19 protein-coding genes are annotated in these 22,763 nt (G+C 66.6%); 15 read left to right on the top strand and 4 right to left on the bottom strand.

All coding sequences use genetic code 11. From position 1 onward, the window contains the following. Positions 1-16 precede the first annotated feature (16 nt). The 9 genes from FYJ91_RS14455 to FYJ91_RS14415 all read left to right on the top strand — a co-directional run bounded on the left by FYJ91_RS14455 (position 17) and on the right by FYJ91_RS14415 (position 9,524). Positions 17-628, top strand: a complete 612-nt coding sequence (locus FYJ91_RS14455; protein WP_149522963.1) for an NADH-quinone oxidoreductase subunit J — start codon at positions 17-19, stop codon at positions 626-628. After that, entirely contained in the window at positions 625-930 is a 306-nt protein-coding gene (gene nuoK / locus FYJ91_RS14450; protein ID WP_149522962.1) for an NADH-quinone oxidoreductase subunit NuoK, read from the top strand. Before FYJ91_RS14455 ends, nuoK begins: the two co-directional genes overlap by 4 nt. Before the next feature lie 7 nt (positions 931-937). After that, entirely contained in the window at positions 938-3,007 is a 2,070-nt protein-coding gene (nuoL, locus tag FYJ91_RS14445) for an NADH-quinone oxidoreductase subunit L (RefSeq protein WP_149522961.1), read from the top strand. 1 nt (position 3,008) lies between these two features. Next, positions 3,009-4,535 (top strand): NADH-quinone oxidoreductase subunit M, encoded by a 1,527-nt coding sequence (locus FYJ91_RS14440; protein WP_149522960.1) that lies wholly within the window; start codon positions 3,009-3,011, stop codon positions 4,533-4,535. Continuing rightward, a complete protein-coding gene (nuoN, locus tag FYJ91_RS14435; protein WP_149522959.1) occupies positions 4,535-5,974 on the top strand; it encodes an NADH-quinone oxidoreductase subunit NuoN in 1,440 nt (479 codons plus the stop codon). The genes FYJ91_RS14440 and nuoN overlap by 1 nt, the downstream gene beginning before the upstream one ends. Continuing rightward, positions 5,971-6,672: a biotin--[acetyl-CoA-carboxylase] ligase gene (locus FYJ91_RS14430; RefSeq protein WP_149522958.1), complete on the top strand. Its 702-nt coding sequence runs from the start codon at positions 5,971-5,973 to the stop codon at positions 6,670-6,672. The genes nuoN and FYJ91_RS14430 overlap by 4 nt, the downstream gene beginning before the upstream one ends. 30 nt (positions 6,673-6,702) lie before the next feature. Further along, a complete protein-coding gene (locus FYJ91_RS14425) occupies positions 6,703-7,485 on the top strand; it encodes a type III pantothenate kinase (protein WP_149522957.1) in 783 nt (260 codons plus the stop codon). An 81-nt stretch (positions 7,486-7,566) separates the two neighbouring features. Beyond that, positions 7,567-9,147 (top strand): ribonuclease J, encoded by a 1,581-nt coding sequence (locus FYJ91_RS14420; RefSeq protein ID WP_149523379.1) that lies wholly within the window; start codon positions 7,567-7,569, stop codon positions 9,145-9,147. A gap of 107 nt (positions 9,148-9,254) precedes the next feature. Continuing rightward, a complete protein-coding gene (locus tag FYJ91_RS14415) occupies positions 9,255-9,524 on the top strand; it encodes a DUF1467 family protein (protein WP_149522956.1) in 270 nt (89 codons plus the stop codon). 98 nt (positions 9,525-9,622) lie between these two features. Here FYJ91_RS14415 and FYJ91_RS14410 read toward each other — a convergent pair whose 3' ends face one another. Continuing rightward, positions 9,623-12,052 (bottom strand): coiled-coil domain-containing protein, encoded by a 2,430-nt coding sequence (locus FYJ91_RS14410; protein WP_149522955.1) that lies wholly within the window; start codon positions 12,050-12,052, stop codon positions 9,623-9,625. A 93-nt stretch (positions 12,053-12,145) separates the two neighbouring features. Here FYJ91_RS14410 and FYJ91_RS14405 point away from each other — a divergent pair, with 93 nt between their 5' ends. The 4 genes from FYJ91_RS14405 (at position 12,146) to FYJ91_RS14390 (ending at position 16,298) form a co-directional block, all read left to right on the top strand. Next, positions 12,146-12,436: an Hpt domain-containing protein gene (locus tag FYJ91_RS14405; RefSeq protein ID WP_246152633.1), complete on the top strand. Its 291-nt coding sequence runs from the start codon at positions 12,146-12,148 to the stop codon at positions 12,434-12,436. A gap of 162 nt (positions 12,437-12,598) precedes the next feature. Next, positions 12,599-13,813 (top strand): hypothetical protein, encoded by a 1,215-nt coding sequence (locus FYJ91_RS14400; RefSeq protein ID WP_149522953.1) that lies wholly within the window; start codon positions 12,599-12,601, stop codon positions 13,811-13,813. Positions 13,814-13,846: 33 nt separating this feature from the next. Further along, positions 13,847-14,959: a DUF2336 domain-containing protein gene (locus FYJ91_RS14395; RefSeq protein WP_181008521.1), complete on the top strand. Its 1,113-nt coding sequence runs from the start codon at positions 13,847-13,849 to the stop codon at positions 14,957-14,959. Between the two features lie 10 nt (positions 14,960-14,969). Further along, on the top strand, positions 14,970-16,298 hold the full coding sequence (locus tag FYJ91_RS14390; RefSeq protein WP_246152632.1) for a sensor histidine kinase: 1,329 nt from the start codon (positions 14,970-14,972) through the stop codon (positions 16,296-16,298). Between the two features lie 198 nt (positions 16,299-16,496). Here the strand turns inward: FYJ91_RS14390 and gltA are convergent, their stop codons facing one another. Next, positions 16,497-17,780 (bottom strand): citrate synthase, encoded by a 1,284-nt coding sequence (gltA, locus tag FYJ91_RS14385; protein WP_149522951.1) that lies wholly within the window; start codon positions 17,778-17,780, stop codon positions 16,497-16,499. 48 nt (positions 17,781-17,828) lie between these two features. Beyond that, positions 17,829-19,250 carry a glutamate--tRNA ligase gene (gltX, locus tag FYJ91_RS14380; RefSeq protein WP_149522950.1) on the bottom strand — a complete coding sequence of 474 codons (1,422 nt, stop codon included), beginning with the start codon at positions 19,248-19,250 and terminating at the stop codon, positions 17,829-17,831. Positions 19,251-19,276: 26 nt separating this feature from the next. Here gltX and FYJ91_RS14375 point away from each other — a divergent pair, with 26 nt between their 5' ends. Together FYJ91_RS14375 and FYJ91_RS14370 are read left to right on the top strand one after the other, a co-directional pair. After that, the gene (locus tag FYJ91_RS14375; RefSeq protein ID WP_149522949.1) at positions 19,277-21,409 is read left to right on the top strand and encodes a ComEC/Rec2 family competence protein; all 2,133 of its coding nucleotides are present in this window, start codon (positions 19,277-19,279) and stop codon (positions 21,407-21,409) included. Between the two features lie 79 nt (positions 21,410-21,488). Continuing rightward, entirely contained in the window at positions 21,489-22,274 is a 786-nt protein-coding gene (locus tag FYJ91_RS14370; RefSeq protein ID WP_181008520.1) for an SDR family NAD(P)-dependent oxidoreductase, read from the top strand. Between the two features lie 16 nt (positions 22,275-22,290). On the opposite strand, the gene FYJ91_RS14365 is transcribed toward FYJ91_RS14370, so the two are convergent. Next, a complete protein-coding gene (locus FYJ91_RS14365) occupies positions 22,291-22,761 on the bottom strand; it encodes a DUF3224 domain-containing protein (RefSeq protein WP_149522947.1) in 471 nt (156 codons plus the stop codon). Positions 22,762-22,763: the final 2 nt, after the last annotated feature.

Below are 22,763 nucleotides of genomic sequence, written 5' to 3'. Positions count from 1 at the left end.
AGGGCCATAAGCAGCCGTGATCACAGTCATCGCCTTCTATCTGTTCGCCGCCATGGTGATCGCGTCGGGTACGCTCACCATCCTGGCGCGCAACCCTGTGCACTCCGTGCTGTGGCTCATCCTCGCCTTCTTCAACGCGGCGGGTCTGATGATTCTGGTCGGCGCCGAGTTCATCGCGATGCTGCTCGTCATCGTCTATGTCGGCGCGGTCGCGGTGCTGTTCCTGTTCGTGGTCATGATGCTCGATATCGACTTCGCGGAGCTGCGCGCGGGCTTCGCCCAATATCTGCCGTTCGGCGTGCTGCTGGTGATCCTGCTGCTCGCCGAAATGGTGTTCGCGGTAGGCGCTTGGACGGCCGGCGGTGTGGATATCGCTGCCAAGGCCGCGCCGACGCCCGCCGAAGTGCCCAATATCGAGGCACTCGGGACGCTCATCTATACGCGCTACCTCTTCATCTTCGAAGGCGCGGGCCTCGTCCTGCTCGTCGCGCTGATCGGTGCGATCGTCCTCACCCACCGCGTGCGCGGCGGCGTGAAGACGCAGAACATCGCGGCGCAGAACCAGCGTCGCCCTGAAGATGCGATCCGCAACGTCAAGCCGACGATCGGTAAGGGAGTGGAGCTGTGATCGGCCTCCAGCATTATCTGGTCGTCTCGGCCATCCTGTTCGTGATGGGGGTGTTCGGCATCTTCCTGAACAGGAAGAACGTGATCATCATCCTGATGGCGATCGAGCTGATCCTGCTCAGCGTGAACATCAACCTCGTCGCCTTTTCTGCCTTCCTCGGCGATCTGGTGGGGCAGGTGTTCGCGATGTTCGTGCTGACGGTGGCCGCTGGTGAGGCCGCGATCGGCCTTGCCATCCTCGTCATCTATTTCCGTGGCCGTGGCACCATCGCGGTCGACGATATCAACCGGATGAAGGGGTGATCGTTCGGTGATCGTAGCAATCGTCTTCCTGCCGCTTCTGGCGGCGATCGTCGCGGGCCTTGGCAACCGCATGATCGGCAACGTCCCCGCGAAAGTGGTGACGACCGGCGCGCTGTTCGCTTCGTGCGCGATGAGCTGGCCGATCTTCATCGGCTTCCTGACCGGCAACATGCATGCGCATGTCGAACCGGTGCTGGCCTTCATCCGTTCGGGCGACCTGAACGTCGATTGGGCGTTGCGCGTCGACACGCTGACGGCGGTGATGCTGGTGGTGGTGACGAGCGTATCCAGCCTCGTCCACCTCTACAGCTGGGGCTATATGTCGGAAGACGACAGCCAGCCGCGCTTCTTCGCCTATCTGTCGCTCTTCACCTTCGCGATGCTGATGCTCGTGACGTCGGACAGCCTGGTCCAGATGTTCTTCGGTTGGGAAGGCGTCGGTCTCGCTTCCTACCTTCTCATCGGCTTCTGGTATCAGAAGCCGTCGGCCAGCGCGGCGGCGATCAAGGCGTTCGTGGTCAACCGCGTCGGCGACTTCGGCTTCTCGCTCGGCATCTTCGGCACCTTCCTGGTGTTCGGCACGGTCTCGATCCCCGAAATCCTGGCGGCCGCACCCGGCTATGCCAATGCGACCATCGGTTTCCTCGGTTACCGTGTTGATCTGATGACCTTGCTCTGCCTGCTGCTGTTTGTCGGCGCGATGGGCAAGTCGGCGCAGCTCGGCCTTCACACCTGGCTCCCCGACGCGATGGAAGGCCCGACCCCGGTGTCGGCGCTGATCCATGCCGCGACGATGGTGACGGCGGGTGTGTTCATGCTGTGCCGCCTGTCGCCGATGTTCGAAGTGTCGCAGCACGCGCTGACGGTTATCACCTATGTGGGGGCGGCCACCGCCTTCTTCGCGGCGACCGTCGGCACCACGCAGACCGACATCAAGCGCGTCATCGCCTATTCGACCTGTTCGCAGCTCGGCTACATGTTCATGGCGTGCGGCGTCGGCGCTTATGGCGCGGCGATGTTCCACCTGTTCACCCACGCCTTCTTCAAGGCGCTGCTGTTCCTGGGCGCCGGTTCGGTGATCCACGCGATGCACCATGAACAGGATATGCGTTTCTACGGTGGCCTGCGGAAGCACATCCCGCTCACCTTCTGGGCGATGATGGCGGGTACGCTGGCGATCACCGGAGTCGGCATCGTCGGCGTGGCCGGTTTCGCGGGCTTCCATTCGAAGGATGCGATCATCGAAGCGGCGTTCGCCAGCTCGTCGAGTGCGGGCGGCATCGCCTATGCGGTCGCGGTGTTCGCGGCGCTGCTGACCAGCTTCTATTCGTGGCGCCTGATCTTCCTCACCTTCTTCGGCAAGCCGCGCTGGGCGGGTTCGGAGCATATCCAGCACGCGGTGCGTGACGCCCATGGCCATGATGATCATGCGCATGATGACCATCACGCACATGACGCGCATGCGGACGATCACGGCCATGGCCACGGCCATGCTCATCCGGTCGAAGGCGATCTCGGCTATCATCCGCACGAGAGCCCGGCCCCGATGCTGATCCCGCTGGTCGTGCTGTCAATCGGCGCGATCTTCGCGGGCTGGTTCTTCGCACCGTGGTTCCTCGAAGCCGAGCATGGCGGCGCCTTCTGGGCCGGCAGCATCGCGTTCAACGAGCATCTGATGCATGCGATGCACGAAGTGCCGTGGTGGGTGAAATGGTCGGCGACGGCGGTGATGATCACCGGGCTGCTGGTCGCAATCTGGGCCTACCTGCTCGACACGACGATCCCGCGCCGCTTCACCGATCAATTCTCGGTGCTGTACGACTTCCTGCTGCACAAATGGTATTTCGACGAGCTGTACCATTATATCTTCGTCGTCCCCGCCCTCTGGCTCGGCCGCTTCTTCTGGAAGAAGGGCGATCAGGGAACGATCGACCGCTTCGGGCCGAACGGCGTCGCCGCGTTGGTGGTGCGCGCAGGCACCGCGGCACGCGCTGCACAGTCGGGATATCTCTATACTTATGCGCTGGTGATGTTGCTCGGCCTTGCCGCCGCCGCGACCTGGGCGATGGTGGGCTGACGTGATGGGCTTTCCGATCCTTACCCTGATGATCGCGATCCCGGCACTGGCCGCGGTCGCCTGCCTCTTCGCCGGTGCCAGCGCCGCGCGCTGGATCGCCTTGATCGCGACGCTCGTCGATCTGGCGCTCGGCGTGGTGCTGTGGACCAATTACGAGATTGGCGGGCCGCAGTGGCAGTTCGTCGAACATGCCGATCTGTTCGGGCGCTTCGCCTGGGCGCTGGGCATCGACGGCATCGCCTTGCTGCTGATCGTCCTCTCGGTTTTCCTGATGCCGATCTGCATCGGCGCCAGCTGGGAAGCGATCACGAAGCGCGTGCCCGAATATATGGCGGCGTTCCTGCTGATGGAAACGCTGATGATCGGCGTGTTCGCGGCACAGGATCTCTACCTGTTCTACATCATGTTCGAAGCCGGCCTGATCCCGATGTACCTGATCATCGGCATCTGGGGCGGCGCGGATCGCATCTACGCCAGCTACAAGTTCTTCCTCTACACCCTGCTCGGATCGGTGCTGATGCTGATCGCGATGCTGTGGATGGTGAACTTCGCCGGCACCACCAGCATCCCGGTGCTGATGCAGACCGATTTCCCGGCCGATGCGCAGACCTGGCTGTTCCTGGCCTTCTTCGCGAGCTTCGCGGTCAAGATGCCGATGTGGCCGGTTCACACCTGGCTGCCCGACGCACACGTTCAGGCGCCGACCGCGGGTTCGGTGATCCTGGCGGGCGTGCTGCTCAAGATGGGCGGTTACGGCTTCCTGCGCTTCTCGCTGCCGATGTTCCCGATCGCGAGCGCCGAGCTGTTCTGGCTCGTCATGGGGCTGAGCATGGTCGCGGTGGTCGTCACCTCGCTGATCGCGCTGGTGCAGGAGGACATGAAGAAGCTGATCGCTTATTCGTCGGTCGCGCACATGGCCTTCGTCACGATCGGCCTGTTCTCGTTCAATCGTCAGGGTCTCGAAGGCGCGATGCTCGTGATGCTGGGCCACGGCCTCGTGTCGGGCGCGCTCTTCCTGTGCGTCGGCATCATCTACGATCGCCTGCACACGCGTGAGATCGCCCGTTATGGCGGCCTCGCGACGAACATGCCGAAATATGCCCTGTTCTTCCTGTTGTTCACGATGGCATCGGTCGGCCTGCCGGGCACGAGCAATTTCGTGGGCGAGTTCCTCGCGCTGGTCGGTGCCTACGAAGCGAACAGCTGGGTCGCTTTCGTCGCGACCACCGGCATCATCCTGGGCGCCGCCTATATGCTCGTCCTCTATCGCGGCGTGGTCTATGGCCCGCTGACGAAGGAAGACGTCGCGGCGATGCCCGATCTGTCGAAGCGTGAGCTCGCGCTGCTTCTCCCGATCGCGGCCGGCGTGATGTGGATGGGTGTTTATCCCGAAAGCTTCATTGCGCCGATGCGCGCCGATATCGGGGCGGTTCTCGCCCGGATCGCGCCCACGGCGCCCGAAAGCGACGCGAAGGTCGTCGTCGGTCCTGTTCCTCATGCTGCCGCGCACGCGGAGGCGCACCACTGATGCCGATCACCGCCTCCCTCGCGCTTACCCTGCCCGAACTGATCCTGTCGCTCGGTGCGCTCGCGCTCCTGATGGTCGCAGCCTTTGGCGGCGACGGGCTGACCCGCGCGATCGGCTGGGGGGCGGTCGCGTTGCTTGCTGCCGCCGGTTTCTCGCTCACCGGCCCCGCCGGCAATGGCGGTCCGGGCTTTGACGGCCTCTATATCGCCGACAGCTTCTCCAGCTTCGCCAAGGTTCTGATCTACATCGCCGCTGCCGCGTCGATCCTGATCGCGCCTGGCTTTTTCGCGCGCACCGGGCAACTGCGCGCCGAATATCCGATCCTGATCCTGCTTTCGGCCGTCGGCATGGGCATGATGGTGTCGGCCAGCGATCTGCTGACGCTCTATGTCGGCCTCGAACTCCAGTCGCTCTCCGCCTATGTGCTGGCCAGCTTCATGCGCCGCGACACGCGCGCGGCCGAAGCCGGCCTGAAATATTTCGTCCTGGGCGCGCTTGCGTCGGGCATCCTGCTCTACGGCATCTCGCTGCTCTACGGTTTCACGGGCACGACCCTGTTCGCCGGCATCGCGGACTCGCTGGGCACCGGCATCTCGACGGGCGAGATGTTCGGAATGGTGTTCGTCTTCGCCGGCCTGGCCTTCAAGATTTCGGCGGTGCCGTTCCACATGTGGACCCCGGACGTCTATGAAGGCGCGCCGACCCCGGTGACGGCCTTCTTCGCCTCGGCCCCCAAGGTCGCTGGCATGGCGCTGCTCATGCGCGTCGCCATCGACGCGATGGGCTCGGGCACCGACGCGTGGCGCCAGATCGTGATCTTCTCGGCGCTCGCCTCGACGATCCTCGGCGGTGTCGCTGCGATCGGGCAGAGCAATATCAAGCGGCTGCTGGCCTATTCGTCGATCAACAATGTCGGCTTCGCGCTTTTCGGTCTCGCTGCCGGCACGCCCGAAGGTGTGGCAGGCACGCTCACCTATATGGCGGTCTATGTCGCGATGACGATCGGCAGCTTCCTGTGCGTCCTCCAGATGCGCGATGCCGATGGTCAGCCGGTCGAAACGATCGCCAGCCTTTCGGGTCTGTCGCGCTCGCGCCCGGCACTTGCCGCCGCCTTCGCGATCTTCATGTTCAGTCTTGCCGGCATCCCGCCACTCTTCGGCTTCTGGCCCAAATTCCTGGTGTTCGATGCGCTGGTGAAGGCGGGCTTCTGGCCGCTGGCGATGATCGGCATCGCGACCTCGGTGATCGGCGCCTTCTATTATCTGAAAATCGTCAAGACGATCTACTTCGATGAGCCGGCCGCCGATTACGCGCCGTCGGACAGCAAGCTCGAAGGCGGTCTGATCGCGCTGTCGGCCTTGTTCGTCTCACCGCTGGGCTATCTTGCGATTCCGGCGCTGGGCGTAGCCAGCATGGCGGCTGCTCGATCCCTGTTCTGATCCGGCACGTCGCCACGACCGGCTCGACCAACGACGACATCGCGGCGCTCGCCCGCGATGGCGCCCCCGAAGGCCTTTGGCTGCGCGCCGATGTCCAGACCGGGGGCCGGGGGCGGCACGGCCGGGCCTGGGTCTCGCCGCCGGGCAATCTCTACACCAGCACGATCGTCCGCCGCCGCCCTGGCGATCCGCCGCCGCAGACGCTGGCGATGCTCGCCGCGGTCGCGCTCGACGAGTTGCTTCAGCTCTGGCTGCCCGCCGATCGGCTGACCATCAAATGGCCTAACGACCTGCTTGTCGGCGGGGCGAAGATTTCAGGCATATTGCTTGAGGCGGCCGGCGATGCCGTGGTCGTCGGGATCGGCGTCAATCTCGCCCATCATCCCGACCTGCCCGATCGCATCGTGACCAGCGTCGCGGCGGAAGGCGCGGCACCGCCTGCGCCCGCCGACGTCATCGTCGACCTTGCCGACACGTTCGCCCGCTGGCTCGGTCGCTGGCGCGGCGAAGGGCTCGCGCCCATCCTCGCGCGCTGGCAGGCGCGCGCGCATCCGATCGGCACGGCCCTGTCGGTGCGCGAGGGCGATAATGCGATCGACGGCCTTTACGATGGGCTCGACGCCGACGGCGCGCTCCGCCTGCGCGGCGCGGACGGAAGCGTGCAGATCATACGCGCGGGCGATGTTTTCCTGCTATAGGGCGCGGTAGAACAAGGGATGCACTGACCGATGCTGCTTGCGATCGACGCCGGCAATACCAATATCGTTTTCGCGCTGATCGAGGACGGCAAGATACGCTCGCGCTGGCGGATCGCCACCGATGCGCGCCGCACGGCCGACGAATATGCCGTCTGGCTCCACCAGTTGCTCGCGCTCGAAGGGCTGGGCCGCGACGCGATCGACGCGGTGATCGTCGCGACCGTCGTGCCCCGTGCGCTCCACAATCTGGAGGTTCTGGCGCAGAAATATTTCGGCGTGGACGCGCTGGTCGCGGGCCGGGCGCCCGCCGAATGGGGCATCACCCTCGACGTCGCCGAACCGCAGAGCGTCGGCGCCGATCGCGCGGTCAACGTCATCGCGGCGCACAAGCTGCACCCCGGCGATCTGATCGTGATCGACTTCGGCACCGCGACCACCTTCGATGTGGTCGATTATACCGGCGCCTATAAAGGCGGGATCATCGCGCCGGGGATCAACCTGTCGCTGGACGCGCTCGTCGCCGCGGCGGCCAAATTGCCGCGGATCGCGATCGAGGCGCCCGAGACCGACAGCGTCGTCGGCCGCACCACGCAGGATCAGATGCTCATCGGCATCTATTTCGGCTATATCGCGATGATCGAGGGGCTGGTCGCGCGCATGAAGGCCGAAGTCGGCCGCCCCATAAAGGTCATCGCCACCGGTGGCCTCGCCACTCTTTTCGAACGCCATAGCGATGCGTTCGACAGCATCGAGCCCGATCTCACGATCCAGGGGCTCGGCATCATGTACGACCGCCTCAACGCGGCCAGATAACAGAATTGGACAATTTTCTAAGTGACTAAACCCGGTAACGAACTGCTCTTCCTCGCGCTTGGCGGCTCGGGGGAGATCGGCATGAACGTCAATCTCTACGGCTGTCAGGGCAAATGGGTGATGGTCGATCTCGGCCTCACCTTCTCCGATCCCGGCTATCCGGGGGTCGAGCTGATCCTGCCCGATCTCACCTTCATCGAGGAGCATCGCGACGACCTGCTCGGCATTGTGCTGACGCACGGGCACGAGGATCATATTGGCGCGATTCCCTATCTCGCCGCCGATCTCGGCGTGCCGCTCTACGCGACCAAGTTCACCGCCGGCCTGATCCGGGGCAAGCTGGACGAGGAAGGCATCACCGATCAGGTCAAGCTGATCATCGTGCCGGAAGAGGAGAGTTTCGCGCTCGGCCCGTTCGGCTTCACCTATGTCCCGCTCGCGCACTCGATCCCGGAGGGCAATGCCGTCCTGATCGAAACGCCGTTCGGCAACATCTTCCACACCGGCGATTGGAAGATCGACGAAAAGCCGCAGCTCGGCACCCCGTCGACCGCCGAGGAACTGCGCGCGATCGGCGACAAGGGCGTGCTGGCGCTCGTGTGCGATTCGACCAACGTCTTCAATCCCGAAGCTTCGGGTTCGGAGGATGATGTCCGCAAGGGGCTCGACGAGGTGATCGCCGGCTGCACCGGCCGCGTCCTCGTTACCACCTTCGCGTCGAACGCCGCGCGTCTGCAGACGCTGGGTCAGGTCGCGATCGACACCAATCGCCAGCTCTGCGTCGCGGGCCGCTCGCTCGATCGGATCATCCGCGTTGCCAAGGCGAGCGGCTATCTGCTCGATCTTCCGCCGACGATCGACGTCGACGCCGCGATGCGCCTGCCCCCGCGCGACGTGCTGTTCATCGCAACGGGCGGGCAGGGCGAAGCACGCGCCGCGCTTTCGCGGATCGCGTTCGACAGCCACCCGATCAAGCTCGGCAAGGGTGACACCGTCGTCTTCTCGTCGAAGCAGATCCCCGGCAACGAACTTGCGATCGGCCGCATCCAGAACGCGCTGGCCGCCAAGCACATCGATATGGTCACCGAGAAGCAGGCCTTCGTCCACGTCTCCGGCCATCCCGGTCGCCCCGAGCTGGCGGCGATGTACGAATGGATCCGGCCCGAAATCATCCTGCCCGTCCACGGCGAACTGCGCCACATGGCCGAACAGGCGCGCTTTGCGGCCGAACAAGGCGTGCCCAAGGGCATCGTCCAGACCAACGGCACCCTCCTGCGCCTGGCGCCCGATGGGCCGAAGGTGCTGGGGCATGAGCGCGTCGGTCGCCTCGTCCTCGACGGCGACGTGATCCTGCCGGCGGATGGCACGACGATGAACGAACGTCGCCGTATCTCCCAATATGGCACCATCGCGGTCACGGTCGCGCTCGATCGGAAGGGCAAGCTGATCGGCGAACCCGCGATCCAGATCCAGGGCATTCCTGTCGAGGAAGATCGCGCGGATTTCCTCACCGACGCGCGCGATGCCGCGGCCGAAGCGGCGCAGGATGGCCCCAGGGACGAGGCCAAATTGCGCGATACGATCCGTCTGGCCGTTCGCCGCAAGGCGAATCACTGGACGGGCAAGAAGCCGATCGTCGACGTCGCGATCATCCGGGCGTAAGCAATATCGTCGCCCCGGCGGAGGCCGGGGCCGCCACGGGCACATGCCGCTCGCTGGCCGCAAGACCTCCAGCGGCCCCGGCCTCCGCCGGGGCGACGAGTATGTCGATGAAGATCAGTTCGGCCGTCGCGATTTATCTGCTCTTCTGGTGGGGCTGCCTGTTCCTGGTGCTGCCCTTCCGTCTGCGGTCGAGCCAGGAGCCCGAAGCACATGTCCCCGGTCAGGTCGAAAGCGCGACCCCGCGCTTCTCGGTCGGGCGAACGGTGCTGTGGACGACGATCACGTCGGCCGTGGTGTTCGGCTGCTTCTACGTGAACTACACGCAGGGCTGGATCACGGCCGACATGTTCGACCTCTCGGATTATGCCCGGCGCTGACATAGCGCCTCGCCAGGCCGCCCTCCTCACGCGTCATTGCGAGCAGAACGACGCAATCCATTCCGCTGTTAGGGGGGGATTGCCGCGCCGCCGGACCTTTAGAACCGCAGGCGGTCGATCGCCTGGGCGAGTGCGACGTAGAGCTTGCCCATGTCGGACGAGAGCATCGTGACGCCCAGCGGCGCGCCGTCGCGGCTGTCGAGGATGCGGCCGAGCATCGCTTCGAACGCCGCGACATAGCGATCGACCTGCGCCCGGAAGGCCGGGTTGCGCTGGCAATAAGCGGCGAGGTGTTGGGCCTCGCCCTCGTCGAGCAGGCGCACGGCCTCACGCGCGAACACGCCATGATCGCCCGCCAGATAGGCCGTCCAGGCCGTGTCGGCGACGCTGGCGGACAGCACCCGCGTCACATCGATCGCAGCCGCCTTCAATCCGTCGACCAGCACCGCCACCTCGGCCGCGAAATTGTCGGAGGGTTCGGGTTCCGGCGCCGGCCGGCGCTTCTCGAAGGTCAGCGCGCGTTCCTCGAGACTGGCGCTCGCTTCGGCGATCGACAGAAGCTGCCTCAACAGCTTCTCGCTCGCGTGATTCGCTGCCGCGACGGCCGCTTCGGCGGTGTCGGAGATCAGGTGGATGCGCTGGGTGATCTGATCGCCAAAGGCGCGCTCGATCGCCTCGGCACCGCTGCGCGCCAGCTTCTCGCTCGCATCGGGGATGATCGATTCGAGCGCCGCCCGCGCGCCGCGCGCCGCCTCGCCTGCGGTCTCGCGGACCTTCAGGATCGCCTCGACCAATCGGCTGCCCGACAATTCGGCGAGCGAGCGCATGTTCTTTTCGCTCTCGGCGATCAGGCGGCCCAGTTCGGTCGAATGGTCGCGCAATGCCTCGAGTCGCGCGGCGGCCTCCTCGGCGAAGCTGTCCGAAAGCTCGCGCTGGCGATCGAGCAGGGCGTCGCCCTCGGCCGCGATTGCAGCCATGCGCCGTGCCGCCTGGTCACCCAGCCCCGCTACGGCATTGCGCTGCCGGTCGATCAGCAGGTCGGCCGAATCGAGCCTGTCGGTCGCGCGCTCGACCGTCGCGGCAAGCTGTTCGGCCTGCGCGGAAACCGCGCGCATCGCGCTGTCGCCGCGCGCGGCCTCGGCTTCGACCTGTTTCATCGCCGCGGGCATGTCGCGTTCAATCACCTGGTTCACCGCATCCAGGGCGATGCGCAGCGCGCTGGTGCGATCGGATAGCGAGCGCACCCCGGCCATGCTGCCGTCAAGCGCACGGCCGACGCCATCGACATGCTCGCTCAGCGCCACGACCATCTCGGCCAGGTCTGCGGTCTGTTCGGTGCCGGTCGCGCCGAGATTCTCGAAACGCGCCTCGATCTCGCCCAGCGCGCGGTTCATATGTTCGACCAGCCGACGGCTCGCCTTGTCCTGTTCGCTCAGCCGTTCTCCGAACGCATCGGCCTGCGTCGACAGCGCGTTCATCCGATCGGCGATCGATCGCGCGGCGCTGTCGCCGGTGTCGTCGATCGCCGCGCGGGCGTGGTCGATCATCGCGATCATTGCCGCGCGCTGTGCATCGACGCCCTGCCGCGCCTGTTCGATCGCTTCGGCGGCCGCAATCAGCGCCTTGTCGCTCGATGCGACTAGCGCGGTGCCCGCCTCGTCGATCGCGCGCGCGGCGCGTTCGGAACGGCTTTCGATCCGGCCGACATGGCTGGCGATCCGCCCCGCCGCCGCACCGATCAACTCGTCGGCCTCATGGCTGCGCGCGATGATCTGGGTCAGTTGCTCGGCCAGGCTTTCGGACTGGCTGACCGCTGAACCCGCGATAGCCTTCATAAAGCCGGCGGTCTCCTGGCTCAGGTCGCGCGCCTTGGGCAGATCGGCCATCAGCGCGCCGATGTCGCTGCGCGCGCCGGCCGCGGCCTGGGCCAGCGTGTCGGTCTGCCGCGCGAGAACGTCGCTCTCGTCGCGCATGTCCATGCTGATCTGCGCCAGCCGTTCGGCTGCCTTGCCGCCTTCGGACAGCAAAGCGTCGGTGTGGATCGACAGCGCCTGCCGCCGCACGTCGAGCGCCTGTGTCACCCGCGCGATCGCGGCCTCCAGCCGGGCGCTCTCTGCGCGCATCGACATTGCGGTTTCGGGGAAGCGCTTGGCCTCGCGTCGGCCCGATCGCTGGATCAGGATCCACCCGATGCCGATCAGGGCCAGCGGCCCGCTCGCCGTCGCGATCGCCGTGACGATGGCCGAGAGGTTTTGGGCGGGCATCCCGCTCAGCGCGACCATGGCAACCCAGCCCGACGCCACGATGCCGCACAGCGCGCCGGAGACGAAATCGGATGCACGACGCGGGGTGGCTTCGATGGGGGCTTCGGCCCTGATCACGGGCGGATCGACGATCCGATCGTCGAGCAGAAGCTCGTCCGCAGGTGCCGGGGGGGACGCATCCGGCCCGGCTGCGGCGCGGACAGCTTCGGCCTCGGCCGCATTGGCCTCGCGCCAGCTGTCCAATGGGTGCGGTGCCTTCGCCATTGGTAGCAGAAGCTATCCCATTTCCGATTCGCCGAACAGGGGGCGTCAAGACTTTCTTAACTCGCTTCGGGTGATCGTGCGCGCATGTCCTACATGCCCCAAGAGTTGGATCGCCTGCTGGCCGAGGCGGTCGGCGGAAGCCCTGCCATTCTCGCCGCCTTGCGCGCCGATTTCCTCGGGTCCGCGATGGCGCAGCTCGCGGCGCTCGAAATGGCGGACAATGTCGATAGCTGGCGCGATGCCGCGCACAAGCTGCAGGGGCTGGCCGCCAGTTTCGGGCTCAACGACCTGATGTGGCTCGCCGCCGCCACCGCGCGCGCAAAGCCCAGCCCTGCCCTCATCGCGCCGATTCGCGCGATGCTGAACGAACTGTCCCAGCATTAACCTTTGAAGAATCGCTGCGGCGATTCTAGTCTCCTCTGAAGCGGCCCCGAAAGGGAGCCGCAAGGCAGGTTGGTCGCGTAGCCGAGCCCGGTGGGGCATAGCATTGCTCCCGCCGATATCATCCCAAAGCCATTGCCGGCTTGTCGGAAAGAGGAAGACGGATTGCCGCTGGCCGCGCTGATTGCCGCGCAGGAAGCCGACGATTCGGGACAGGGGCTGCGGGCGACCCTGCCCGTCGCCGGTCGCACACTCGTGGAATATCAGGCCGCGCTTGCCGCACGTGCGGGGGCGGAGACGATTGTCATCCTCGTCGAACGCATGCCGGGCGAACTGGCGCGCGCGGTTCAGCGGCTGCGCAACGAGGGCGCAGCCGTCATTGTCGCGCGCACCATCGCCGATGCGGTCGATCGCTTCGATCCGGATACGCGCATCCTGCTGATCGCCGACGGTTGCGTGGCGGGCGATGCGGCGGTCGCGGCCCTCGCCGTGGCGCCGGCGCCCGCGCTGATGGTGGTCCCCGACAAACCCGAAAACGCTTTGCTCGAACGGCTCGATTCGGAAGCGCGCTGGGCCGGCTTCGCGCTGATCGACGGCGCGCGGCTGCACGCGACCCACGCGATGCTCGGGGACTGGGATCTGGTGTCGACCGTGCTGCGCCGCGCCGCGCAGGAGGATGCGACCCGTATCGAAGGCGGCGCGGACGGCGAAATCGTGCCGCAACTCGTGCTGGAACCCAAGGCGCTGGCGCCGGTCGAGCGCGCATTGATGGCGCGGGGCCGGCGCGACGGGGCAGGCTGGGTCGCGCGCTATGTCCACCGCCTGATTGTTGCCCCGATCGCGTCGCCGCTCGCGGCGCGTGGGGTGAAGCCGATGCCTATCGCGATCGGATCGGTGGTCGCCGCCTGGCTGGCCCCATTGTTCGCCGCCTTCGGCTTCTTCTGGCCTGCGGCAGTGTTGCTGCCGCTTGCAACCGCGGCGTTCGCCGTGGCCCGCGCGATCGGCACGATCTGGGCGCCCGAGCTGCCCGCGCGGCGCCTGCTGATCGCGGGGCGCCATGCGGCGGCGCTGGCGGTGCTCGGCCTGCTGGCGATGATGCTGGCGCGCACGCTGGGCTGGGGCTGGGTGCTCGTCGCGCTCGCCATCCCCGCCAGTCTCGCTGGCCTCGATCGCGCTCGCCCGATCGAAGCGTTGCTTGGCGCAGACCGGCCGGTCTGGCTGGCGAGCGGCGATGCGCTGATCTGGCTGCTGCCGCCGCTCGCGGTGCTGGCGGGCTGGCCGTGGACGGTGGCAGCGTTGGCGCTCTACGCGCTGGGCAGCTTCGTCATCCGGCTCGATGCGCTCGCACGCCGCGCGCCGTCGCGCTTAGCGGCCTCTTAACCGGGTTCGGCTATGGGCGCTAAGATGGACCCGTTGTCGACCACAGCGATCGAAGGATTTTTGCCGGATGGGCCGATATGGCTCGACGGCGGCGTGCCCGATTCCGCGCTGGCGCTGGGCCATCTCGAACGGCGCCTCGATGCCGCCGCGGCCGAACTGGCCCTCGACGAGGAACAGCGGCTTACCGAGTTGCAGCGTGCGCAGATGCGGGCGCTGCATCAGGCGCTGGTCCGCTCGATCGAAGCCGATCTGCGCCTGCGCCTCGCCCGCCGCCTCGAACGCGACGATGCGCCGGAAGAACTGCTCGCCGCGCTCGATGCCGCGCATGTCGAAATCGCGCTTCCGCTTATCCGTCTGCCGGGCAAGGGCGATCTCGCGCTGGTCGAGCTGCTGCTGCGCCGTGTCGATGCACACCGGCTGGCGCTCGCCTTGGGACAGGATACGCACCGCGCAGCCGGGGTCGTCCAGCAACTGCTCGACCTCGCCGATCCCGCCATCGCCGAAGCGACGATGGCGATGATGATCGCCGACAGCCGTAGCCGCGATGCCTTTGGCGAGCCGCAGCTCGACGGTGTCGACCTGCCCGAAATTCTGCGGCGTCGGCTCGTGTGGAAGATCGCGGCGGCGCTGCGCACCTACATGGTCCGCCGCCACGGGATGCGCGCCGAGCGCGCAGACGCGCACGTCACCGCGATCGGCGGCGCTTATCTGGCCGAGCATCAGCCGGTGCCGGGGGTCGAGGCTGCGGCCGCAACGCTCGTCGCTTTGCTCGATGAGCGCGAGATGCTCGATGACGAGCTGATCATGCAGGCGCTCGAGGATGGGCTGTTGCCATTGTTCGCCGCCGGCCTCGCGCTGCGGGGCGCGATCGACGGGGCGACCGTCTGGGCGATGGTCGCCGACCCTTCGGCCTGGATGGTCGCGACCTTGCTGAAGGCGATCGGATGCCAGCGCGAGCCCGCAGTCACGATGTTGTGGCGCCTCGGCCTTGCGCATGGCACGGCGGAGGACAGGCTGATCGAACGCAGCGAGGCGTTCGACGCACTCAACGAAGGCCGCGCCCACGACGCGCTGGGCATCTGGCGCTCGGATCGCGCCTATCGCCGCGGCGTCGCCGAACTGGGCGAGCGGGATTATCTGCCGTGAGCCCAGAATCGTGAGCGTCCTCGGAGAGGTCAAGGCGACCATCGGTCGCATCGATCGCGACGGTCGGCTGGTCGAGGCCGATCCCCAGCTGTTGCGGATGCAGGAGCGTGCGGGCGGCACGCTGGGCCAGCCGCTCGCTGTGCCCCCCCTTGCCGCGATCGTGCGGCTGGCGTTCCGGCTTCAGATCCCGATCACCCGCGCGATGACGGCGGCGCTGGGCGACCGTGACGTCAACCTGCTCGTCCGCGTCAAGCCGACGGGCGATGGCTGCGATGTCGCGATCAGCGGCTGGAACGAGCAGAGCCCGCTCACGCTGAACGACGCGGGCCGCGCGCGCGATTTCGCCCGCACCCGCGCGGACTGGATCTGTGAGACCGACGCCACCCTGCGCATCGTCCACCTGACCGGCGTCGTCGCCGATGCAATCGGCCGTCCGCTCGATGCATTGTTCGACCTCAGCCGGGGTGCGCGGGGTGAGACACTTGTCGAAATCGCCGCGCGTACCGCCGCCCGTTTCGAGGATGGCGGCGCGATGCTGCGGATCGACGGTGGCGAACCAGTGCGGATCGACGGCCTCCCCCTGATCGACGGCGTCGGCCGGCTGGCGGGCTATCGCCTGCTCGTCCATCGCCGCGCGACGTCCGGAAATTCCGACGATCCCGCCCCGGCCGCGATCAATGCGTTTGGCGAACGGCTGAGCAATGCGCTGCGTGAGCCGCTCGCGCGGATCATCGCCAATGCCGACAGTCTCAGCGCGCGTGAGGACGGGCCATTGCGTCGCGACTATGCCGATTATGCGTCGGACATTGCCGGCGCGGGGCGACACTTGCTCGCTTTGGTCGACGATCTCGTCGATCTGCAGGCGATCGAGGATCCCGATTTCCATCCGGCAAAGGAGCCGGTCGACCTGACCGATATTCTGCGCCGCGCCGGCGCTCTCCTCGCCGTGCGCGCGGCCGACCAGCAGGTGCGGATCGACATGCCCGAACCGGGTGTCGTGACCGGATCGGCCGACTATCGGCGCGTCCTCCAGATCCTGATCAACCTGATCAGCAATGCGATCCGCCATTCGCCCGCCGGCGGCACGATCTGGCTGCGCGCCGCGCGCGAGGGCGACCTAGCGGTGGCTCTGGTCGCCGACATGGGCGAAGGCATCGCGCCTGAAAACCACGAGCGCATGTTCGAACGCTTCGAACGGCTCGACCTGGCCGATGGTTCGGGCACGGGCCTTGGCCTCTACATCGCCCGCCGCCTCGCCCGCGCGATGGGCGGCGACCTGGGCGTCGACAGCGCTCCCGGTGAAGGGGCCCGTTTCCTGCTGACGCTGCCGGCCGCCTGACTTCTTTTATCCTCCCCCTGGCGGGGGAGGTGTCAGCATTAGCTGACGGAGGGGGAGGACGGCGGCTCATTCGAGTTGGTCGCTGACCTCCCCCTCCGTCGCCTTCGGCGCCACCTCCCCCTGGCGGGGGAGGATGAGCGGCAAAAGAAAAAGCCGGGGTTTCCCCCGGCCTTCCCTTAGCTCGCGATGGGCAGCGCCTTAGCGCTTGTCGACCGGAACATAGTCGCGCTTGGTGGCGCCCGTGTAAAGCTGGCGCGGACGACCGATCTTCTGCTGCGGATCCGAGATCATCTCGTTCCACTGCGCGACCCAGCCGACGGTGCGGGCGAGCGCGAACAGCACGGTGAACATGTTGGTCGGGAAGCCGATCGCCGACAGGATCACGCCCGAATAGAAATCGACGTTCGGGTAGAGCTTCTTGTCGACGAAATACGGATCCTTGAGCGCGATCTGCTCGAGCTCGCGGGCCGTATCCAGCACCGGATCGTTCTTGCCGAGCTTGTTGAGGACGTCGGTCGCCGCCTTCGACAGCACCTTCGCGCGCGGATCGAAGTTCTTATAGACGCGGTGGCCGAAGCCCATCAGGCGGAACGGATCGTCCTTGTTCTTCGCACGCGCGATGAACTCGGGGATGCGATCCGGGGTGCCGATTTCGCGCAGCATGTTGAGCGCGGCTTCGTTCGCGCCACCATGCGCCGGGCCCCACAGGCAGGCGATGCCGGCCGCGATGCATGCGAACGGGTTCGCGCCCGACGAACCAGCGAGCCGGACGGTCGAGGTCGACGCATTCTGCTCGTGATCGGCGTGCAGGATGAAGATCTTGTCCATCGCGTCTTCGACGATGGGATCGACCTCATATTCCTCGGCCGGGTTGGCGAAGGTCATGCGCAGGAAGTTGCCGGTATAGCTCAGGTCGTTCTTCGGGAAGACGAACGGACGGCCGACCGAATATTGATACGCCATCGCCGCGATCGTCGGGATCTTGGCGATCAGGCGGTGCGACGCGATCAGGCGCTGCTGCGGGTCGTTGATGTCGGTGCTGTCGTGGTAGAAGGCCGAAAGCGCGCCGACGACGCCGCACATGATCGCCATCGGGTGGGCGTCGCGGCGGAAACCACGGAAGAACTGGGCGAGCTGCTCGTGCACCATCGTGTGGCGCGTGATCGTGTTGGAGAATTTGTCGAGCTCGGCCTTCGACGGCAGTTCGCCGTTCAGCAGCAGGTAGCTGACCTCCATGAAGCTCGACTGTTCGGCGAGCTGATCGATCGGATAACCGCGGTGCAGCAGAACGCCTTCGTCACCGTCGATATAGGTGATCGCGCTTTCGCAGGCCGCCGTCGAGGTGAAGCCGGGATCGAAGGTGAACGCCCCGGTCGCGGCATAAAGCTTGCGGATGTCGATGACATCCGGGCCGATCGTGCCCGAGACTACGGGGTATTCGGACGGCTTTCCGCCCAGATCGAGCTTCGCGTTGTCCCCCATATCAATTCTCCTGTTCCTGGCCGGCGGGCTGGCCCCCCGCCTGCGCGATCAAATATGGTCGTCCATCCTGGCCAGGCTCTCCTCGCGGCCGAGCAGGGCCAGAACGTCGAATATGCCCGGGGATGTGGTGCGTCCGGTAAGGGCCGCGCGCAATGGCTGCGCGACCTTGCCGAGGCCGATCCCCGCGCTTTCCGCCACGGTGCGAATGGCCGCCTCCAGATCGGGGGCGGACCAGTCCGACGTAGCGGCAAGGGCGTCGCGGGCTTGGGCCAACACCGCCTTGCCCGGTTCGTCTAGCAGTGCATTGGCCTTCTCGTCCATATCGAGCGGGCGGGCGCGAAAGAGAAACAGTGATCCGTCTGCCAAGTCGTTGATATCTTTGGCACGAACCTTCAAAAAAGGGACGCTGCGGAGCAACAGTGCGTGCTCGTCGGCGGTCAGTTCGCGGTCGATCGCCTTTGCGACTCCGGGCGCGGCCAGATCGGCCAGCCGCGTATCATCGGCCTCGCGCATGTAGTGGCCGTTCAGGTTCTCGAGCTTCTTCATGTCGAAGCGGGCGGGGGATCGGCCGATGCCGCCCAGATCGAACCATTCGACCGCCTGATCGCGATCGATGATCTCGGCATCGCCATGCCCCCAGCCCAGGCGCAGGAGATAGTTGTTCACCGCTTCGGGCAGCAGCCCCATCTCGTCGCGATAGGCATCGACGCCCAGCGCGCCGTGCCGCTTCGAAAGCTTCGCTCCGTCCGCACCGTGGATCAGCGGGACATGCGCGTAGATCGGCTCGGGCCACTCCATCGCGCGGATGAGCGCGAGCTGGCGGAAGGCATTGTTGAGATGATCGTCGCCGCGAATGACGTGGGTCACGCCCATGTCGTGATCGTCGACGACGACCGCGAGCATATAGGTCGGCGTCCCGTCCGAACGGAGCAGGATCATGTCGTCGAGTTCGCTGTTGCGGACGGTCACCGCGCCCTGCACCCGGTCCTCGATCGTGACCTCGCCTTCGCGCGGCGCCTTCAGTCGGATGACGAACGGCGCGCCCGCAGGCGCTTCGGACGGATCGCGATCGCGCCAGCGCCCGTCATAGCGCAGCGGCTGCTTGGCGGCGCGCTGCTGCTCGCGCAGTTCGGCCAGCTCCTCGGTCGTCGCATAGCAGCGATAGGCATGGCCCTTGGCGAGCAGTTCGTTCGCAACTTCGGCATGGCGATCGGCGCGGGCGAACTGGAACACGGTGTCGCCGTCCCAGTCGAGACCCAGCCAGCGCATCCCGTCCAGGATCGCTTCGATCGCGGGCTGGGTGGAACGCGCGCGATCGGTATCCTCGATGCGCAGCAGGAACTTGCCGCCCATGTGGCGCGCGTAGAGCCAGTTGAACAAGGCGGTGCGCGCACCACCGATATGAAGGAATCCGGTAGGCGAAGGCGCGAAACGGGTAACGACAGGACGGGTTTCGGTGCTTGCGCCCACGCGCTGATTCTCCAAGAAATGGCGCGATGGCCGAGACGGACGCCGCCCCTAGCATAGCCCTCCCGCCGCGACAAACCGATGGCTGGCAGATGCTGGCCGCGATCGAGCGCGTGCTGGAGGCGGAGCGCGATCAGCTGGCCCTGTGGGTGCCGGTGGGATTCGGCGCGGGGATTGCGGGTTGGTTCGCGCTGCCGGGACCGACCGGTTGGATCGGGCTGGGTATCGCGGCGGCGGGCGTTGGGCTGGCAGCACTGCTTTTCGGCGGGACGAGCCGGCTGGGCCGCGCGGTGACGATCTTCGCGCTGGCGATGCTGCTGGGCCTCGTCGCGATCTGGACAAAGGCCGATTGGGTCGCAGCACCCCGGATCGACCGGCCGAAAGTGGTCGCACTGACCGGCATCGTCGAGGCGGCCGAGCCGCGCCCGGCGACCGCCACGATCCGTCTGCTGATAGCGCCCGATACGGGAAACGGCCTGCCGCCTCGGGTACGGATCAATGTCGATGCGGAGGATCTGCCCGCGCCGCCGCCGGCCGGATCGCGGGTCGCTGTGCGCGCGCGCCTGCTCCCGCCCGCGCCGCCGATGGTGCCGGGCGGCTATGATTTCGCGCGGGTCGCCTGGTTCGAACGGATCGGCGCGACCGGCAGGGCGCTCGATCCGCCGGTGATCGTCGCGCCCGACGGCGGCTCCTCGCTCGCCGACATCCGCACCCGCCTGACCGCACATATCGAGGCGAGCATCAAGGACGCGGGGGAGGGCGGGATCGCGGCGTCCTTCGTCACCGGCGATCAGGGCGGCATTCCCGAGGATGATAATGAGGCGCTGCGGCGAGCTGGCCTTGCACACCTGTTGTCGGTGTCGGGGCTGCATGTCACGGCGGTGGTGGGGGCGGTGATGCTGCTTACGATCCGGCTTCTCGCCTTATCTCGGCGCCTTGCGCTCCATGCGCCGCTGCCGTTGATCGCGGCCGGGGCAGGGGCGCTGGCGGGGATCGGCTATACATTGCTGACGGGATCGGAGGTGCCGACCGTGCGATCGTGCATCGCCGCCTTGCTGGTACTGGGCGGGATCGCGCTGGGGCGGGAGGCGATCACCCTGCGGCTGGTCGCGGCGGGCGCTTTGATCGTGCTGGTCTTCTGGCCCGAGGCGCTGGCGGGGCCGAGCTTCCAGCTGAGCTTTGCCGCCATCGCCGCTCTGGTCGCCTTCCACGAACATCCCAAGGTCGCCGCCTTCGCCGCGCGGCGCGACGAGGGGATCGTGCTGGGCGGCGCGCGCATTCTCCTCATGCTGTTGGCGAGCGGCGTGGTGATCGAGGCCGCCTTGTCGCCGATCGCCCTGTTTCATTTCCACAAGGCGGGGCTGTACGGCGCGGCGGCGAACATCGTCGCGATCCCGCTCACCACTTTCGTCGTGATGCCGGCGGAGGCGATTGCGCTGGCGCTCGATCTCGTCGGGCTGGGCGCGCCGATCTGGTGGCTGGTCGGCAAGGCGCTGGGCCTGCTGCTGTGGATCGCGCATGTCGTGGCCGACGCGCCGGGATCGGTCGCGAACCTCCCTTCGATGCCGCGCGGCGCCTTTGCGTTGATGGCGACGGGCGGGCTGTGGATCGTGCTGTGGCGGACGCGGCTGCGGCGTTGGGGCGTGGTGCCGCTTGCGATGGGCGCGATCTGGTCGCTGCTGACCCCACCGCCCGACATCCTTGTCACGGGCGACGGCCGCCATGTCGCCGTGCGCGACGGGCGGGACGGCATCGCGATCCTGCGCGATCGGGCGGGCGACTATGTCCGCGACGTGCTGGGCGAAGCATCAGGCGTCGAAGGCGAAGCGCCCGCTTTGGAGTTGATGCCCTTCGCGCGCTGCAGCGCCGATCTGTGCGCGGTGGACGTGAGCGGCGGCGGCCGCACGATCCGCCTGCTCGCCACCCGCAGCCGCGACTTCGTGGACATCCGCGCCATGACGCGCGCCTGCGCCGCCGCCGACATCGTGGTGAGCGACCGCCGCCTTCCCCGCACCTGCCATCCCCGCTGGCTCAAGGCCGATGCGCCGTTCCTGCGGAGCACCGGCGGGTTGGCGATCCGGATTGGGTCAGGCGAGGTGGAGAGCGTGGCGGAGCAGGTGGGGCTGCATCCGTGGGGGAGTTTCGCTGCCGGATCGCGCTGACCTGTTCCGCGATCTTGCGCCATATCCCCGCATAACCTCGCGGCATAGGATCTGGGTAAAGCCAGAAGAGGACAAAACGATGAGGGGATTGGTCGGAAAGCGGATTCTCGTTGCGGGTGCGGGCAGCGGAATCGGTCGCGAATTATCGATCCGTCTGGCCGAAGAGGGTGCGGACGTGCTCGTCGCTGGGATCAGCAAGCACAAGCTTCCACAGACCGCAGAACTCGCCATAGCGGCGGCTCTGGCGGCAGGTCGAACAAATCACGTTGCGACGCATGCGTTCGACATCGCCGAGTCTGTGTCGATCGCCGAACTGATCCAGGCTTGTTCGGACAAGCTTGGCGGATTGGACGGGGTCGTAATCCCGGCAGCCGAGGTCGGGCTGGCGAGTATGCGCGCCGACGTGGCGCTGCCTGATGCGGACCCAGCGATCTGGGACCGGGTGATGCATGTGAACATCACCGGTCACATGATGTTGATGCAGGCGGCTCTGCCGTTGTTGAAAGCCGCAGGTGGCGGATCGATCGTCACGATCAGTTCGATGTCGGCCTATCTCGGTCGACCCTCGCTTCCCGCCTATGCGGCTTCGAAGGCCGGACTTCACGGGCTGATCCGGCACGTTGCCCGCTTGGCGGGAGCCGACGGAATCCGCTGCAACGGCGTCGCGCCGGGGCTGGTAATGGAGGATGGGCGCGAATTGCCTGATCCAGATATGACCAAGATCATGTTGGAAGGACAGAGCCTGAAGCGGATCGGTCGCTACACCGACATCGCCGGCGTCATCGCCTTCTTGTTGTCGGACGATGCCGGATGGATCACAGGTCAGGTGATTTCAGCCAATGGCGGCTTTGCGTTTCGCGATTAGCCAGCCGCGTGAGCTCTCACCCCGGTATTTTATAGCGAAGCGTATAAAAATGCTTGCCGTCTTTCTCAATGCGGATGTCGAGGGTGCCGGTGATGCCGGTCAGGGCATCGGTGCCGCTGTCGGGGACGATCGCGATGTGGAGGGTGGGGGTGCCGCGTGCCATCGTGCCGACATGGTCGAGCGCGAAGCCGCCCTTGCGGCCGGCAAGGGTGCCGGTCACGCGCTCGATCGCGACATAAGCGGCAGAAGCCTTGGTCGCGGTGTCGACGGTCAGCATCTTGCCGGTGCCGATCGCGTCGAGATCGCCATGATAGACCTTGTCGAGCTTGTATGTGCCGATCGGCGCGTCGGCCGCGCCTTCGGGCGCGGCCTTCACGTCGAAGGCGCCGGTCGCGATCTGTTCGACAGGCTCGGCGGCGACCAGCGGGGCCGCCGCGAAGATGACAGCCGCGATTGGCGCGGCCAGGAAAAGACCGCGCCGGATCATCG

The sequence above is a fragment of the Sphingomonas montanisoli genome (genome assembly GCF_008274695.1).
Lineage (GTDB): Bacteria > Pseudomonadota > Alphaproteobacteria > Sphingomonadales > Sphingomonadaceae > Rhizorhabdus > Rhizorhabdus montanisoli.
Note: the sequence above shows the minus strand (reverse complement) of the source record. Positions and strands in the feature narration are given on the sequence as shown.